Here is a 15398-nt window from a genome sequence, read left to right as displayed (position 1 = left end):
CGTGTTGCGGACCGAATCGGCGTCGCATGCTCGCCGCACTTGCCGCCATCCCGATCGTTGCCGCCGCGGGTCCGGCTCGCGCGCAGGAGAATTCGATGATCGCGACCGATCTCGAAGTGGTCACCGTCACCCCGACGTCGGTGATCCTGACCTGGACCACGCTCGCGCCCGGCCCGGGTGGGAACCCGGTGCCGGCGGGCACGCAGGTCCGCCTGGCTCCGGCGGATGCCCGCGGCCCGGCGCGGATCCGGCACGACGATTCCGATCGCACGTCGTACCACTACGCCGAGATCACCGGGCTCGAGCCCGGTCGCGCCTACCGTTTCGAGGCCTGGTCGGACGGCGTGCGCGCGACGCCGGGCTCGACCGTGGTCACCCATCTGCCCGGAAGCCCCGAATGCACCGGGCAGTTCACGACACTCGCACTCCCCCCGGGCCGCCTGCTGCGCACCCTCGCACTGTCCAACGATCTGCACATCGGCGAGGAGACCGCCGGGCTGATCCATGCTGCGGAGCTGCCCGGCGTGCGGCAGGAGCCCGGATTGCCGCCGTATCCGGAGGTGATGCTCACCGCGCTGCTGGGCGATCTGCGCCTGCCCGACCGTGGTGCCGATCATCTGCTCGTCGCGGGCGACCTGACCGCCGAGGCGACACCGGCCCAGACCGGTTCCGTGCGTGCGCATCTGGATTCGTGGGGCGTGCGCGAGCGGGACTGGTTTGCCGTGCGTGGCAACCACGACCGCCCGCACGTCGGCCCGGAGTACGCGGGCTGCCCCGCCGTGGCCGATGCCGTCCATCACGACTGCTGGGGCGAATCCTTCGGCCCGCGAGGGCAACTCACCGAACACCGGCTCGGCGACCTGCGGGTACTGGGCCTGGACACCACCCTGCTCGACGCCCCCGGCGGCGCCATCGACCCGGCCCAATTCGACCACCTGCGCACGCTGCTGCGGGCCGACCCGGACCGCCCGACCCTGATCTTCGGCCACCATCCGGTGACGCAGGACGCGGCCGTATCCAATATCAACGGACTGGATTTCGTGTTGAACCGGACCGATTCGCTGGCGCTGCAGTCGCTCTATCGGTCCGCGCCGGGAGTATTCCTGCACCATGCCGGACACACCCATCGCAATCGCCGTAGCGGCGCGGACATCCCGCTGAATGTCGAGTTCCTGGAAGTCGGCGCGGTGAAGGAATATCCCGGCGGCTACACCCTGGTGCGCATCTACGAGGGCGGCTACATCGTCAACTTCTACAAGACCCGAACCCCCGACGCCCGCCGCTGGAGCCACCGCAGCCGCGCCGAATACCTGGGCCTGTGGCCGGATTACACGCTCGGCAGCACGGCCGACCGCAATCACACTGTCCTGCGCGATCTTTCGGGCCTGACCTGACCGACCCCGCCGGAGCGGAGGCAGAGGATGCAGAGCGGATGGCGGGAATCGAACCCGCGTGCACGGTTTTGCAGACCGCCCCCTAACCACTCAGGCACACCCGCATCGCAGTTCATGGTGCCGCGACAGAGTCCCAATGCCTACATTTTCGGTCACCATGATCGGAAAGTTCGGGAGCGGAGCAAATAGACTCGTCGCATGGCTACCCCCCGCCCGCTGCCGCTGGACCCGATCGAGGAGGCGCATCGCCAGTGGACCGCCCACGGCTGGGGCGAGGTGGCCGACGGGATGGCGGCGGTCACGTCGCTGGTGCGGGCCCAGCAGATCGTCATGGCGCGGGTGGACGAGGCGCTGCGGCCCTCGGGGCTGACCTTCTCCCGCTACGAACTGCTCGCGCTGCTGAACTTCAGCAAGTCCGGCGCCCTGCCGATGGCCATGGCCAGCGCGCGCCTGCAGGTGCACCCGACCAGCGTCACCAACACCGTCGACCGGCTCGAGGCCGCCGGACTGGTCAAGCGAGTACCGCACCCCAGTGATCGGCGGGCAACGCTGATCGAGATCACCGACGCGGGCCGCGAGCTGGTCACCCAGGCAACGCGCGAGCTCAACGAGTCGGTTTTCGCGCGCCCCGGCCTACCGCCGGAGCGCCTGCACCTGCTGTTGCAACTGCTGTCGGAATTCCGCCGAACCGCCGGTGACTTCGATACCGGCGACACGCCGACACGCTGGGCTTAGCCCGGCGAGCCCGCCCGGAACGCCATAACCATTCAGCATCCGGCCAGCGACATCAGGCCCATTGCCTTCACATCCGGCCCCAAAAGGTTCACCATGGAGGCCATGGTGCTGGTCCTGGGGGTGTCGGCGGGCGCTGGGGGCGCCCGCGCGATGCTCACGCATTCGGATCAGCCGCATCTTCCGCCGATCGACCGCTGCACGGTGCCGCGCCGGGCCGGGGGCGGGGTCGAGGAGGCGGTGTTCGCGGCGATCAATCTGATGCGTCAAGCCGCGGCGCGCCGCGACGAGTTCATCACCGGCATCGCGGTCACCTGCCGCACCTCCCTGCACGAGGACGCCATCCGCACCATGGCCGGGCGCAGCCGCCTCACGATCGTCGACGAACCCCTCGCCCAGCTGCGCTACCTGCGTTTCAGCGGGCAGCTCCCGGACGAGGGCGCGGTGCTGCTCTACGACCTGGGCGCCGCGGGGCTCACCGTCACCGAGGCCGACTGCCGCACCGACGCCATTCTGGCCGTCAAGCGCAGCCGGGTGCTGGGCGGCGACGGGCACGACGCCCTGCTGCGCTGGCATTTGGCGCATGCCGCCGTGAATGTCGACAAGCCGACCAGCCGCGCCTACAAGGAGGCGCTGACGAGCACGCCGGTGCTCACCGCGAGCGATCCGCACAGCGGCCGGCGAATGGTGGTGACGCGCAGCGATTTCGAGGATCTGACCGAGGCGGGCATCCACCATTCGGTGTCGTACGTGCGGCAGATGATCGACGAGACGGGTGTCCCACCACTGGCGATGGCGCTGCTGGGCGGCTGTTCCCGCAATCCCCGCATTCGCGAGTCGGTGGCGCAGCTATTGAATCTGCCGATCATCTACGATCCGGAGCCCGAATTCGTCTCGGCGCGCGGTGCGGTGTTGATGGCCACCCAGCTGCCCTCGGCCCGCCGGGTGCGGGGCGTGCGCCTGCCGCCACTGCCGACCGTGCCGCCCAAGCGCACCGCGCCGGTGTCCAAGCGCAAACTGGTTGCGGCGCTGGCCGTTACGGCGACGCTCGGCGCGACGGTGGTCGGATTGCTGAGCACGAACCGGGATTCGACGCGGCCCGACACGCACGGTCCCAGCCCCGCGCCGACCCCGGTGGAGGTCGCGGGCACGCCCGCGAATCCGGTGCCCTCCAAATAGATTCGCGCCTCGCACAGAACTCAGGTGCCGTCGATGAGCAGCGTGTGCTGCATCAGGCTCATGGCGACCGCGCACGGATCCGGCTGCGCGGCGTGGTCGCGGTTCTGAATCCACCACGTGATGGTGCCGGTGTCCGCGGTGGTGATCCCGCAGCTGCCCGGGTCGTTCGGATCGCGCCAGTACATGCCGCCGAACTTCTTGACCACCAGCTTCTCGATCTGATACCCGTACTGGGCCGCGACCTGGGTGTCCCGCATCAGGACGTCGTCCTGGAACCAGCTGTAGGTGACGTCGACGACGCCGTGGGCGGTCTGCGCCCGCCAGGTGCAGACGGTGGGCGCGGTCTGCTGGCGCACCACGGTGCCCTGCAGGCTGCGCGCGAGGAACTGATCGGTCACGGGCCCGCACCCGGCCAGGAAGTTCGGATCGGATGCCGACCGGTCGGCGGAGGACGGCGGCGTGCCTCCCGACGAGCATCCCGCCACCGCGGCCGTCAGCAGGACCGCGGCCGCCACGCGCATGAACCGCCCCATGCCCCTAGCCTGCCTTCGCGAGCGTGGCGGCGGCAAGCTTCTCGAGGTCGGAGCAGGCCGCTGGGCGGGCGGACCCGCGCCCCGCGGCCGTCACGATCCAGTCGATGAAGTCCTCCCCGCCCGACTCGACGGCGAGCTCGCAGGCCTGCGGACCGGACCAGAGGATCCCGGAATGGCCGGCGACCTGCACCGAGGCGGACGTGCCGAGGGTGACCTGGGTGCGGCGGTCCGCCAGCGGCGTGCCCCGGAACCACTCGAAGACGACCGCGTAGTCGGCGCCGCCGCCGGTCTCCCAGGCGCAACGCAGCGGATTGGCCGATACCTGCTGTAGTCCGGACAGGCCCGTGGCCTGCGCGATCTGCGCGTCGCCGACCGAACCGCAGCGCCCGATCGCGGCGGCGGGCGCAGGGGTGGACGGGCTGGGTGTCGTGGTGGGGGTGCCCGGCGAACCGCACCCCATCGCCACCATCAGGGCAGCGCCCGTCCCGACCGCTGCCGCCACCCGCTTCCACACCAGGCCCAGGCTACCCATCGCCCCGTGCCACGGGGAACGTGAACCGACGGCTCAGCGGTTGCCGAAATTCGCCGCCCGCTTCTCCACGAACGCCGCCATGCCCTCCTTCTGGTCCGCCGTGGCGAACAGCGAGTGGAAGACCCGGCGCTCGAAGCGCAGGCCCTCACCCAGGGTGGTCTCGAAGGAGCGGTTGACCGCCTCCTTGGCGATCATCACCGATGGCAGCGACATCGAGGCGATCGTGGCAGCCACCTCGAGGGCCGTGGCGACCAGCTCGGCGGCCGGGACGATGCGCGAGACCAGCCCCGCGCGCTCGGCCTCCTCGGCATCCATGTTCCGGCCGGTCAGGATCAGATCCATGGCCTTGGCCTTGCCCACCGCGCGGGTCAGGCGCTGGGAACCGCCCATCCCGGGGATGACGCCGAGCTTGATCTCGGGCTGGCCGAACTTGGCGGTGTCGGCCGCGATGAGCAGGTCGCACATCATCGCCAGCTCGCAGCCGCCGCCCAGGGCGTACCCGGCGACCGCCGCGATGATCGGCTTGCGGAACGCGACGAGGCGGTCCCAGCCGGCGAAGTGGTCGGCCAGGTACATGTCCATGTAGGACTTGGACTGCATCTCCTTGATGTCCGCGCCGGCGGCGAAGGCCCGCTCGGATCCGGTGAGCACGACCGCACCGATCTCCTCGTCGGCCTCGAGCTCGTCGAGCGCGGCCGAGATATCGGTCAGCACCTGCGAATTCAGGGCGTTGAGGGCCTTGGGCCGGTTCAGCGTGACGAGGGCGACGCGGCCCTTGCGCTCGAGCAGGATGGTCTCGAAATCAGTCATGTCACATCCCTTTCCGGGCACGTCCGGGGCGGCCGGTCATGCCTGTTCCTGTTCCGATCGCGTGCGGATGTCGGTCACGATAGCGGAGAAGTCCCTGCCCGCTTCGTCCCGGTTGAAGCGCTGGTAGATCTGCGCGGCCAGCTGCCCGAGCTGCCCGTCCACGCCGTTGGCGGCAAGGGCGTTCGCGGCCAGGCCCAGATCCTTGGTCATCAGGGCGGTGGCGAAGCCGGGCCGGTAGTCGTTGTTCGCCGGGCTGGCCGGAACCGGGCCCGGCACAGGGCAATACGAGGTCAGCGCCCAAGACTGCCCCGAGGCGGTGGACACCACGTCGAAGAATTTCTCGTGCGTGAGGCCCAGCTTCTCACCCAGCACGATGGCCTCGGACAGTCCGATCATCGAGATGCCCAACAACATGTTGTTGCAGATCTTGGCGGCCTGCCCGACGCCCGCGCCGCCGCAGTGCACAACCTTGCCGCCCATGACCTCGAGCAGCGGCAGGGCCTGGGCGAAATCGTCCGGCGCGCCGCCCACCATGAAGGTGAGGGTGCCCGCGGCCGCGCCCGCGACGCCGCCGGAGACGGGCGCGTCCAGGGCCCGATATCCCTGCGCGACAGCGAGTTCCGCAGCGGCCACCGCATCGGCCACGTCGATGGTGGAGGAGTCGACGAACAGCGTCCCGGGTTTCGCGGCGGACAGGATCTCGCCGTAGAGATCGAGCACGACGCGGCCGTTGGGCAGCATCGTGACGACGATGTCGGCTTCGGCCACGGCCTCCGCCGCGGTCGCGACAACACTCGCACCGTCCGCGCGGGCCTGATCCTGCGCGGCGGGCACGGGGTCGAAGGCGACGACCGCGTATCCCGCGCGCACCAGGTTGGCGGCCATGGGTCCGCCCATGTGGCCCAGGCCCAGGAATCCGACCTTCGGGTTCTCGGTAGTCATGCGTGTCCTCCCGTGGCTCACTGTGCGTCTCGAGGTGCGGTCAGGCCCAATTCGCGATCGCCGAGATCGCCGAAGTAGGCCGCGACGTCGGCATCGGTGACCTCGGCCAGGGTGGCCGGTGACCACCGGGGGTTGCGGTCCTTGTCGACGACCTGGGCCCGAATCCCCTCCACCAGGTCGTGGGTGCGCAGCGACGCGGCCGAGACCCGGTACTCCCGGTTCAGCGCCTCCGCCAGGCTCGCGGCCTCGCGCGCGCCGCGCAGCGAGCGCAGCGTAACCTTCAGCGCCACCGGCGATTTCGACAGCACGTCGGCGGCCGCCGCGGCGGCCTCGGGACGGCCGTCGTTCTGCAGCCGGTACACGATCTCCTCCACGGTGTCCGCGCCGTAGCAGGCATCGATCCAATCCCGCTGTGCCACGAAGGCCGACACCGGCGCGGGCTGCGCAAATTTGCCGATGGCCACCTCCGCATCCGCGGTCCGCAGCGCCTCGAGCAGCGCCGGAACATGTTCGGACGGAACGAAATAGTCGGCGAATCCGGCCGCGATGGCATCCCCGGCGCTCATTCGCGCCGTGGTCAGCGCGACGTGCGTGCCGATCTCTCCCGGGGCGTTGGCGAGCAGGTAGGTGCCGCCCACATCGGGCACGAAACCGATGCCGGTCTCGGGCATGCCGACCTTGGATCGTTCGGTCACCACGCGGTGCGAGGCATGTCCGGACAGGCCCACACCGCCGCCCATGACGATGCCGTCCATGATCGCGACGTACGGCTTGGGGTAGCGGTCGATGAGGGCATTGAGGACGTACTCGTCACGCCAGAACCGCCCGCTCGGCGAGTCCGCGGCGTCGTACGGCGAATCACCCCGGGCGACGGTGTTTTTCGCATCCTCGTGAATGGCGACGATGTCTCCGCCCGCGCACAGCCCGCGCTCGCCGGCCCCGGTGAGCGCCACCGTGCGCACCTCGTCATCGTCCGCCCAGGCGTGCAGCGCGTCCAGAATGGCCAGCGCCATCGGATGATTCAGCGCGTTGATGGCCTTGGGCCGGTTCAGCGTGATCAGGCCGAGGCCGTCGAGTTTCTCGATCAGAACCTCGGGTTCGGCTGTCTCCATGGGTCGCTCGCTCATGCTGCTCCTACCACCGAGCGGGCCACGACGACCCGCATGATTTCGTTCGTTCCCTCGAGAATCTGATGCACCCGCAGGTCGCGGACGATCTTCTCGATTCCGTATTCGGCCAGATAGCCGTAGCCGCCGTGCAGCTGCAGGGCCTTGTTGGCCACCTCGAACCCGGCGTCGGTACCGAATCGCTTGGCCATGGCGCACAGTTCGACCTTGTCGGGCGCGTCGGCGTCCAGTGCGGCCGCGGCCCGCCACAGCAGCGTGCGGGCGGCCTCGAGCGAGGTGCGCATGTCGGCCAGGTCGAACTGCAGGGCGGTGTTGTCCAGCAGCCGGGAACCGAATGCCTTGCGCTCGTTCAGATATGCGACGGTCCGATCGAGCGCGGTCTGCGCCCCGCCCAGGGAGCAGGCGGCGATGTTGAGCCGTCCGCCGTTGAGCCCGTTCATGGCGATGCGGAAACCGTTGCCCTCCACACCGAGCAGGTTGGCGGCGGGCACCCGGGCATTGTCGAGAACGACCTGCCGGGTCGGCTGGGCGTTCCAGCCCATTTTCCGCTCGTTCGCGCCGAACGAGAGTCCGGGGGTGTCGGCGGGCACGATGAACGCCGAGATGCCCCGCGCCCCCGGGTGTCCGGTGCGCGCCATGATTACGTACACGTCGGTGCTGCCGGCGCCGGAGATGAATTGCTTGACGCCGGTGAGCAGATAGTCGTCGCCATCCCGAACGGCCCTGGTGCTCAGGGCCGCCGCATCGGAGCCGACGCCCGGCTCGGTGAGCGCGTAGCTGGCCAGCAGGTCCATCGACGTCAGGCCCGGCAGCCACCGATTCCGTTGCGCCTCATCGCCGTACGTGTCGATCATCCACGTCGCCATGTTGTGGATGGAGATGTAGGCGGCAATGGCCGGGCAGCCGGTGGCCAGCTGCTCGAAGATCCGCACCGCGTCCAGCCGCCGCAGCGCCGAGCCGCCCACGTCGTCGCGGATGTAGATGCCACCCAGGCCCAGCGAGCCGGCCTTGCGCAACACGTCGACCGGGAAGTGCTTGCGCTCGTCCCATTCCAGGGCATTCGGCGCTAGCAGTTCGTCGGCGAAACTCCGGGCGGTCTCGGCGATCGCCTTCTCGTCCTCGTCCAGTGTGAACACCGGTCAGTCCATGGTGGGGATGACGAATGCGTTGGATTCTTTCATGCCCGACGGCCAGCGCTGGGTGACGGTCTTGGTCTTGGTGTAGAAGCGGATCGAGTCCGGGCCGTGCTGGTTGAGATCGCCGAAGCCGGAACGCTTCCAGCCGCCGAAGGTGTGGTAGGCGATCGGCACCGGAATCGGCACGTTGACCCCGACCATGCCGACCTGCACGCGGGCGGTGAAGTCGCGAGCGGTGTCGCCGTCGCGCGTGAAAATCGCGACGCCGTTGCCGTATTCGTGCTCGCTGGGCAGGCGCAGCGCCTCCTCGTAGTCCGCGGCGCGCACGATCGCCAGCACCGGGCCGAAGATCTCCTCCCGGTAGATACGCATGTCGGGGGTGACGCGGTCGAAAAGCGATGCGCCCGCGAAGAATCCGTCCTCGCCGCCCTCGACGACCAGGCCGCGGCCGTCGATCACCAGCTCCGCGCCCTCCTCGACGCCGATGCCGATGTAGCTGTTCACCCGGTCCACGCCGTCGCGCCCGACCAGCGGCCCGAAGTCCGCGCCCGGATCGTCGGACAGGCCGACGTTCAGCTTCTCGATGCGCTCGATGAGCTTGCCGCGCAGGCGATCCGCGGTCTCGTCACCGACCGGCACCGCGACCGAGATGGCCATGCAGCGCTCCCCCGCCGAGCCATAGCCCGCGCCGATGAGCTGGTCGGCCACGTCGTCCATGTCGGCGTCGGGCATGACCACGGCGTGGTTCTTCGCGCCGCCGAAACACTGGGCGCGCTTGCCGTTCGCGGTCGCGGTCTCGTAGATGTACTGCGCGATCGGGGTGGAACCGACGAATCCGACCGCCTTGATGCGCTCGTCGTGCAGCAGCGTGTCCACGGCCTCCTTGTCGCCGTTGACGACGTTGAACACGCCCGCGGGCAGCCCTGCCTCGAGGAAGAGTTCGGCGAGCCGCAGCGGCACCGAGGGGTCCCGCTCGGAGGGCTTGAGTACCACGGCGTTTCCGCACGCCAGCGCCGGGCCCGCCTGCCACAGCGGGATCATGGCCGGAAAGTTGAACGGCGTGATGGCCGCGACCACACCGAGGGGCTGACGCAGGGAGTACACGTCGATGCCGGTGCCCGCACTCTCGGTGTATTCGCCCTTGAGCAGATGCGGTATGCCGGTGGCGAATTCGACGACCTCGAGCCCGCGCTGGATGTCACCCCTGGCATCGGGGATGGTCTTGCCGTGCTCGCTGGACAGCAGCGCCGCCAGCGAATCCATCTCGTCCTGGACCAGGCTCAGGAACTTCATCAGCACCCGCGCCCGCTTCTGCGGGTTCAGCGCCGCCCACGCCTGCTGCGCCTCGGCCGCATCGGCGATGACCGCCTCGACCTCACTCTTGCTCGCCAGCGGCACCCGGGCCTGTACCCGTCCGGTGCTCGGGTTGTACACGTCGCCGAACCTGCCGGACGCCCCGGCCACGTGCTTACCGCCGACATAGTGCGTGAGTTCGCGAACCATCCCAGTCCCTGCCCTTACTTGTGCGGTGTGACGAAAGAACGGTCCGGCTTCCGGCCGGACCAATCGGTATGCGGTCATCCTATAGTTGGACGTCCATCTATTCCACGGCTGCGGGATGTGATCCATCCCATGTCGCCGGCTTCATCCCGAACCCCTGGCACACCGACGGGTCCGATCGTAGAATTACTTTGATGTCCTACTATTGGGACATCGACTTTACGACGGCCTCTTATGGAGGATGCCATGGCCGACCTGCACGTTCCGGTGCATCCGGTGCGCTTCGTGACCTCGGCGGCGCTGTTCGACGGGCACGACGCCGCGATCAACATCATGCGGCGGATCCTGCAGGCGCAGGGCGCGGAGGTGATTCACCTCGGACATAACCGGGCCGTGCGCGAGGTCGTCGACGCGGTGCTCACCGAGGATGCGCAGGGCGTGGCGATCAGCTCGTATCAGGGCGGGCACGTCGAATACTTCGAGTACCTGGCCGCCGCGCTGCGCGAGGCCGGCGCCGGGCACGTGCGGATCTTCGGGGGCGGCGGCGGAGTGATCGTGGCGCCGGAGATCGCCCGGCTCGCCGCGGCCGGGGTACGGATCTTCTCCCCCGAGGACGGGCAGCGGCTGGGCCTGCCGGGCATGATCAACGAGCTGGTGCGCGACTGCGACGTCGACCTGTCGCGGGAACCGGCGGCGGTCGACGCGGTGCTGGCCGGTGAGCGAAATGCCCTGGCGCGCACCATCACCTGCCTGCAGGTCGGCAATCTGCCGGCGGACGATCTCGCCGCGATCACGGCCGCGGCCGCCGCCCGCGCGGTGCCGGTGCTCGGCATCACCGGCACCGGCGGCTCCGGAAAGTCCTCTCTCACCGACGAACTCGTCCGGCGGCTGCGCTCGGATCAGCAGGACAAGCTCCGCGTGGCGATCCTGGCGGTGGACCCGACGCGGCGGCGCGGCGGGGGCGCGCTGCTGGGCGACCGGATCCGGATGAACTCGCTCGACGGCGACCACGTCTACTTCCGGTCGCTGGCCACCCGCGGCGGTCACGAGCTCCCGAACAATATCGACCCGATGATCCTGGCCTGCAAGGCCGCCGGATACGACCTGGTGATCCTGGAGACGCCGGGCATCGGCCAGGGCGATGCGGCGATCGTCGACCACGTCGATACGGCGCTGTACGTGATGACGCCGGAATTCGGCGCCGCCTCGCAGCTCGAGAAGATCGACATGCTCGACTACGCGGATGTGGTGGCCATCAACAAGTTCGAGCGCCGAGAGGCCGCCGACGCAATGCGCGATGTGGCACGTCAGCTCGTGCGCAACCGGGAGGCGTTCGGCAGCGCCCCGGAGGATATGCCGGTATTCGGTACCAGCGCGGCGACATTCAACGACGACGGCGTGACGGCGCTGTATCAGCATCTGGTGGAGCGGCTGTCCGAGTCGGGCCTGCCGTTGGAGCCCGGGGTGCTGCCGCGCGTGGACACCCGGGCCTCGACCCGGTTCGCGCAGATCATTCCGCCCGCGCGAGTGCGGTACCTGGCCGAGATCGCCGAGACGGTGCGTGCCTATCACGCGGACACCGAGCGGGAAGTGCTTGCCGCGCAGCGGGTGCAGCGTTTCGAGCAGGTATTGGCGGAACTGCGTGCCGCGTCGCCGGACTCCACGGCGACGGCCGGGCCGGCCGCGGCGCATACCGCGGTGTCGGACCTCCTCGATCGCGCGCGCACCGATCTGAGCGCCGACAACGCCGAACTGCTGCGCGACTGGCCCGCCGTCGCCGACTCCTATCGGGGCGAGGAGCAGGTCGTGAAGGTGCGGGACAGGGAGATTCACACGCCCCTGCGCCGAACGTCGCTGTCGGGCAGCTCGATTCCGCGCGTGGCCCTGCCGCGTTTCACCGATCACGGTGAGCTGCTACGGTTCCTGCGGGCGGAGAATCTGCCCGGGCGATTCCCCTTCACCGCCGGGGTCTTTCCGTTCAAGCGCGACAACGAGGATCCCGCGCGGATGTTCGCCGGCGAGGGCGATCCGTTCCGCACCAACCGCCGCTTCAAGGTCCTCTCGGAGCATGCCGAGGCGACGCGCCTGTCCACCGCCTTCGATTCGGTGACCCTGTACGGCCACGATCCGGCCGAGCGGCCCGACATCTACGGAAAGGTCGGCACCTCGGGGGTTTCCATCGCCACCCTGGACGACATGAAGGCGCTCTACGACGGCTTCGACCTGACCGCGCCCACCACCTCGGTGTCCATGACCATCAACGGTCCCGCACCGACGATTCTGGCGTTCTTCCTGAACACGGCGATGGACCAAGCGCTGCAACGGTTCCGGGACGCACAGGGACGCGAGCCCGGCCCGGACGAGGCCGCCGATATCCGCGCTCGGACGCTGGCCACGGTGCGCGGCACCGTCCAGGCCGACATCCTGAAGGAGGATCAGGGGCAGAACACCTGCATCTTCTCCACCGAATTCAGCCTGCGCATGATGTCCGATATCCAGGAATGGTTCGTGCGCAACAATGTTCGCAACTTCTACTCGGTGTCGATCTCCGGCTATCACATCGCCGAGGCGGGCGCGAATCCGATCAGCCAGCTGGCCTTCACCCTGTCCAACGGATTCACCTATGTCGAGGCGTATCTCGCGCGCGGCATGCACATCGACGATTTCGCACCGAACCTGTCCTTCTTCTTCTCCAACGGCATGGATCCCGAGTATTCGGTGATCGGGCGGGTGGCCCGCAGGATCTGGGCGATCACGATGCGGGACAAGTACGGCGCCTCCGAGCGCTCGCAGAAGCTGAAGTATCACGTGCAGACCTCCGGGCGGTCGCTGCACGCACAGGAGATGAGCTTCAACGACATTCGCACGACCCTGCAGGCGCTCATCGCCCTGTACGACAACTGCAACAGCCTGCACACCAACGCCTACGACGAGGCGGTGACGACGCCCACCGAGGAATCGGTGCGCCGCGCCCTGGCCATCCAGTTGATCATCAACAAGGAATGGGGCCTGGCGATGAACGAGAATCCGCTGCAGGGCAGCTTCATCATCGATGAGCTCACCGACCTGGTGGAGGAGGCGGTGCTCACCGAATTCGAGCGGATCTCCGAACGCGGCGGCGTGCTGGGCGCCATGGAGACCGGCTACCAGCGCGGCCGCATCCAGGACGAGTCGATGCGGTACGAGCATCGCAAACACGATGGAACGCTGCCGATCATCGGCGTGAACACGTTCCGCAACCCGAACGGCGAGGAACACCGCGAGATCGAACTGGCCCGCGGCACCGAGGAGGAAAAACAGTCGCAGCTGCACCGCACCCGCGACTTTCAGGCGCAGCACGGCGACGCGGCCCACGCGGCGCTGGCCCGCCTCGAGGCCGCCGCCCGCACCGACGACAACGTCTTCGAGGTCCTCATGGATGCCGCCCGCGTCTGCACCCTCCAGCAGATCACCGACGCGTTCTTCACCGTCGGGGGCCAGTACCGGCGCAACGTGTGAGGACGGCCGTCAGCCGAAGGTGACCTCGGGGATCGAGTTCATCAGCCGATCCCATTCGGGATACCTCGCGACCTTGCCCCGGTGCATCTCGGCGATCTTGGCGCCGAGATGCGGATCGCCATCGTCCGTGATCTCCGGGCCGACGTGCAGCCTGGCCAGGAAGGGAATGATCTCCGGATCGCCGGCCAGGTGCACGGGGTCATACATGTAGCGCTCGAGCGCGTCCAGATCGGCGATGCCGACCAGCAGGCCGTGCGTATATCCCGCCTCGGGATCGCCGACGTGCCGCCCGACCGTGGAGAACGACACCGAGTCGACCGAAGCGGTCCGGCGCATCAGGTCCAGGACTCTGGCCTGCTGCGCCTCGGTGGTGTCCGCACGGAAGGCGAAGCGCAGGAGATGAGCGATCATGACTTCCTCCTAATTTGAACTTACTGGTTCAATCTAATGAACTAACCAGTGAAGCCGCAAGAGCTGACACTGTAGTTCGACACAATGGACATATCGGTAGAATCTGGTGGTGACGAAGACGGCCGGTCCCCGGGGAAGAATCGACAAGCGCCAGGCCATCCTGAGCGCGGCGTTCGCTGTATTCGCCCGTCGCGGCTACGAACGCACCTGTGTGCAGGAGATCGCCGATGAGGCGGGCGTGGCGAAACCCACCGTCTACAACCACCTGAACGACAAGGAGACCCTGTTCAGGCACACAATGGAGGCGGCCGCCGACGCCGTCGCGGCCGAATGCCTGGCCGCGGTCGAACCGCTCCGCGACATCGCCGGCGACCCGCGTCCGAACCTCACCACCGCGGCGCAACAACTCCTGCGCATCTGCATCGGAGCGCGCGCCCACGCGCTGCGCTCGCTCGCCTACGCCGAATCGTCCATATTCCCGGATCTCGCTGTGGCAGTGCAGGAACGAACGTCCCTGAACCTGGCCGAGGCCCTCGCCGACCGCTTCGCCCGCCTGGCCCTGGGCGGCGCCCTGCGCCCCTGCGACCCCGCCCGCGCCGCCGAACACTTTCTGTCCCTGCTGACCGGCCCCCTGGAATACCACTCCCGCCTGGGCACCCGCCCGGTCCCCGAGGCCGAACTCGACGCGATAGCCGACGCCGCCCTCGACACCTTCCTGCGCGCCTACGGACCGCAGGAATAGCGCCCCGCTTCACCCGGGAGGCCCTCCTCGGTGGGCCGTTTCGATCTCGGGGACTATCGGTTCGAGCGGGTCGAGGCGCCCTCGACGGCGTGGGTGAGCCGATCGGCCAGGCGGGCGCGGGCGCTCACCAGCGAGGGGCCGTACCAGGTGAGGTCGCGGCCGGACACCAGTGCCACCGGAATGTCCGGAAACGCCTCCGGGCCATCGGATTCGGTGAATACGTACGGTTCGTCGGGTAGTACCGCGAGGCTCACCCCGGCCACCAGCTCGGCGTCGGTGACCGTCGGATAGCGTTCGTCCCGGTCGGCGTGCACGAGGCGTAATCCGATGCGGTGGGCCAGATCCGCGGTGAAGGTGTCACGGCCGACGACCATCCAGGGGCGCCGCCAGATCGGCACGACCGCGTCGAGAACCGGACGCGGCGGCGGTGGCGACCAGACCGCCTCGGCCTCGGCCAGCCACGCCGGCCGGTCCACGCCCAGCGCGACCTCGAAAAGCCTTGCCAGCGATTGGAACGACTCGTCGACGGTTCGAATCCTGGTTACCCATACGGGGATTCCGGCCGACCGCAATCGTTCCACATCGATGAGCCGGTTCTCCTCCTGATTGCACACCACCAGGTCCGGCGCCAGTTGCGCGATCCGCCGGGTGTCCGGGTTCTTCGTCCCGCGTACCCGCTCCACGTCCAGATCCCCGGGATGGGTGCACCACCGCGTGGCCGCCACCAGCATTCCCGGGCAGCTCACCGCGATCGCCTCGGTCAGCGACGGGACCAGGGACACGACTCGCCGCACCGGACACGTGAGCGGCACCGGCGCGCCGAGATCGTCCGTCACCTCACCGGCGGGCATACTCTCACGAT

General features: G+C 68.7%; 14 protein-coding genes and 1 tRNA gene. 5 read left to right on the top strand and 10 right to left on the bottom strand.

Annotated features, from left to right (window positions below; all coding sequences use genetic code 11):
- Window positions 1–26 precede the first annotated feature (26 nt).
- The gene (locus tag KO481_RS09505) at window positions 27–1394 is read left to right on the top strand and encodes a metallophosphoesterase (protein ID WP_215916587.1); all 1368 of its coding nucleotides are present in this window, start codon (window positions 27–29) and stop codon (window positions 1392–1394) included.
- A gap of 33 nt (window positions 1395–1427) precedes the next feature.
- Here KO481_RS09505 and KO481_RS09500 read toward each other — a convergent pair.
- Window positions 1428–1498 (bottom strand) — tRNA-Cys (locus tag KO481_RS09500).
- 94 nt (window positions 1499–1592) lie between these two features.
- On the opposite strand from KO481_RS09500, the gene KO481_RS09495 reads away from it, so the two are divergent.
- Together KO481_RS09495 and KO481_RS09490 are read left to right on the top strand one after the other, a co-directional pair.
- Window positions 1593–2129 carry a MarR family winged helix-turn-helix transcriptional regulator gene (locus KO481_RS09495; protein WP_215916586.1) on the top strand — a complete coding sequence of 179 codons (537 nt, stop codon included), beginning with the start codon at window positions 1593–1595 and terminating at the stop codon, window positions 2127–2129.
- Window positions 2130–2222: 93 nt separating this feature from the next.
- Window positions 2223–3305 (top strand): Hsp70 family protein, encoded by a 1083-nt coding sequence (locus tag KO481_RS09490; protein ID WP_245400566.1) that lies wholly within the window; start codon window positions 2223–2225, stop codon window positions 3303–3305.
- A 20-nt stretch (window positions 3306–3325) separates the two neighbouring features.
- Here KO481_RS09490 and KO481_RS09485 read toward each other — a convergent pair whose 3' ends face one another.
- The 7 genes from KO481_RS09485 to KO481_RS09455 are packed head-to-tail and all read right to left on the bottom strand — an operon-like array spanning window position 3326 to window position 9888.
- Window positions 3326–3838, bottom strand: a complete 513-nt coding sequence (locus KO481_RS09485) for a DUF3558 family protein (RefSeq protein WP_215916585.1) — start codon at window positions 3836–3838, stop codon at window positions 3326–3328.
- Between the two features lie 4 nt (window positions 3839–3842).
- Window positions 3843–4370 carry a DUF3558 family protein gene (locus KO481_RS09480; protein ID WP_215916584.1) on the bottom strand — a complete coding sequence of 176 codons (528 nt, stop codon included), beginning with the start codon at window positions 4368–4370 and terminating at the stop codon, window positions 3843–3845.
- A gap of 33 nt (window positions 4371–4403) precedes the next feature.
- On the bottom strand, window positions 4404–5180 hold the full coding sequence (locus KO481_RS09475; RefSeq protein ID WP_215916583.1) for an enoyl-CoA hydratase: 777 nt from the start codon (window positions 5178–5180) through the stop codon (window positions 4404–4406).
- 36 nt (window positions 5181–5216) lie between these two features.
- Window positions 5217–6122: a 3-hydroxyisobutyrate dehydrogenase gene (gene mmsB, locus KO481_RS09470; protein ID WP_215916582.1), complete on the bottom strand. Its 906-nt coding sequence runs from the start codon at window positions 6120–6122 to the stop codon at window positions 5217–5219.
- Between the two features lie 17 nt (window positions 6123–6139).
- A complete protein-coding gene (locus tag KO481_RS09465; RefSeq protein ID WP_215916729.1) occupies window positions 6140–7234 on the bottom strand; it encodes an enoyl-CoA hydratase/isomerase family protein in 1095 nt (364 codons plus the stop codon).
- Window positions 7235–7245: 11 nt separating this feature from the next.
- On the bottom strand, window positions 7246–8385 hold the full coding sequence (locus tag KO481_RS09460; protein WP_215916581.1) for an acyl-CoA dehydrogenase family protein: 1140 nt from the start codon (window positions 8383–8385) through the stop codon (window positions 7246–7248).
- A gap of 3 nt (window positions 8386–8388) precedes the next feature.
- Window positions 8389–9888: a CoA-acylating methylmalonate-semialdehyde dehydrogenase gene (locus tag KO481_RS09455; protein WP_215916580.1), complete on the bottom strand. Its 1500-nt coding sequence runs from the start codon at window positions 9886–9888 to the stop codon at window positions 8389–8391.
- 243 nt (window positions 9889–10131) lie between these two features.
- On the opposite strand from KO481_RS09455, the gene icmF reads away from it, so the two are divergent.
- On the top strand, window positions 10132–13383 hold the full coding sequence (gene icmF, locus KO481_RS09450) for a fused isobutyryl-CoA mutase/GTPase IcmF (protein ID WP_245400565.1): 3252 nt from the start codon (window positions 10132–10134) through the stop codon (window positions 13381–13383).
- A 9-nt stretch (window positions 13384–13392) separates the two neighbouring features.
- Here icmF and KO481_RS09445 read toward each other — a convergent pair whose 3' ends face one another.
- Entirely contained in the window at window positions 13393–13794 is a 402-nt protein-coding gene (locus KO481_RS09445; RefSeq protein WP_215916578.1) for a Dabb family protein, read from the bottom strand.
- Between the two features lie 109 nt (window positions 13795–13903).
- On the opposite strand from KO481_RS09445, the gene KO481_RS09440 reads away from it, so the two are divergent.
- Window positions 13904–14536 carry a TetR/AcrR family transcriptional regulator gene (locus KO481_RS09440; protein WP_215916577.1) on the top strand — a complete coding sequence of 211 codons (633 nt, stop codon included), beginning with the start codon at window positions 13904–13906 and terminating at the stop codon, window positions 14534–14536.
- A gap of 53 nt (window positions 14537–14589) precedes the next feature.
- Here the strand turns inward: KO481_RS09440 and KO481_RS09435 are convergent, their stop codons facing one another.
- Window positions 14590–15387, bottom strand: coding sequence for a helical backbone metal receptor (locus KO481_RS09435; RefSeq protein ID WP_215916576.1), 798 nt, complete (start codon window positions 15385–15387; stop codon window positions 14590–14592).
- Between the last annotated feature and the right edge of the window lie 11 nt (window positions 15388–15398).

It is taken from the genome of Nocardia albiluteola (assembly GCF_018860155.1).
In the GTDB taxonomy this organism is placed as follows: Bacteria; Actinomycetota; Actinomycetes; order Mycobacteriales; family Mycobacteriaceae; genus Nocardia; species Nocardia albiluteola.
Note: the sequence above shows the minus strand (reverse complement) of the source record. Positions and strands in the feature narration are given on the sequence as shown.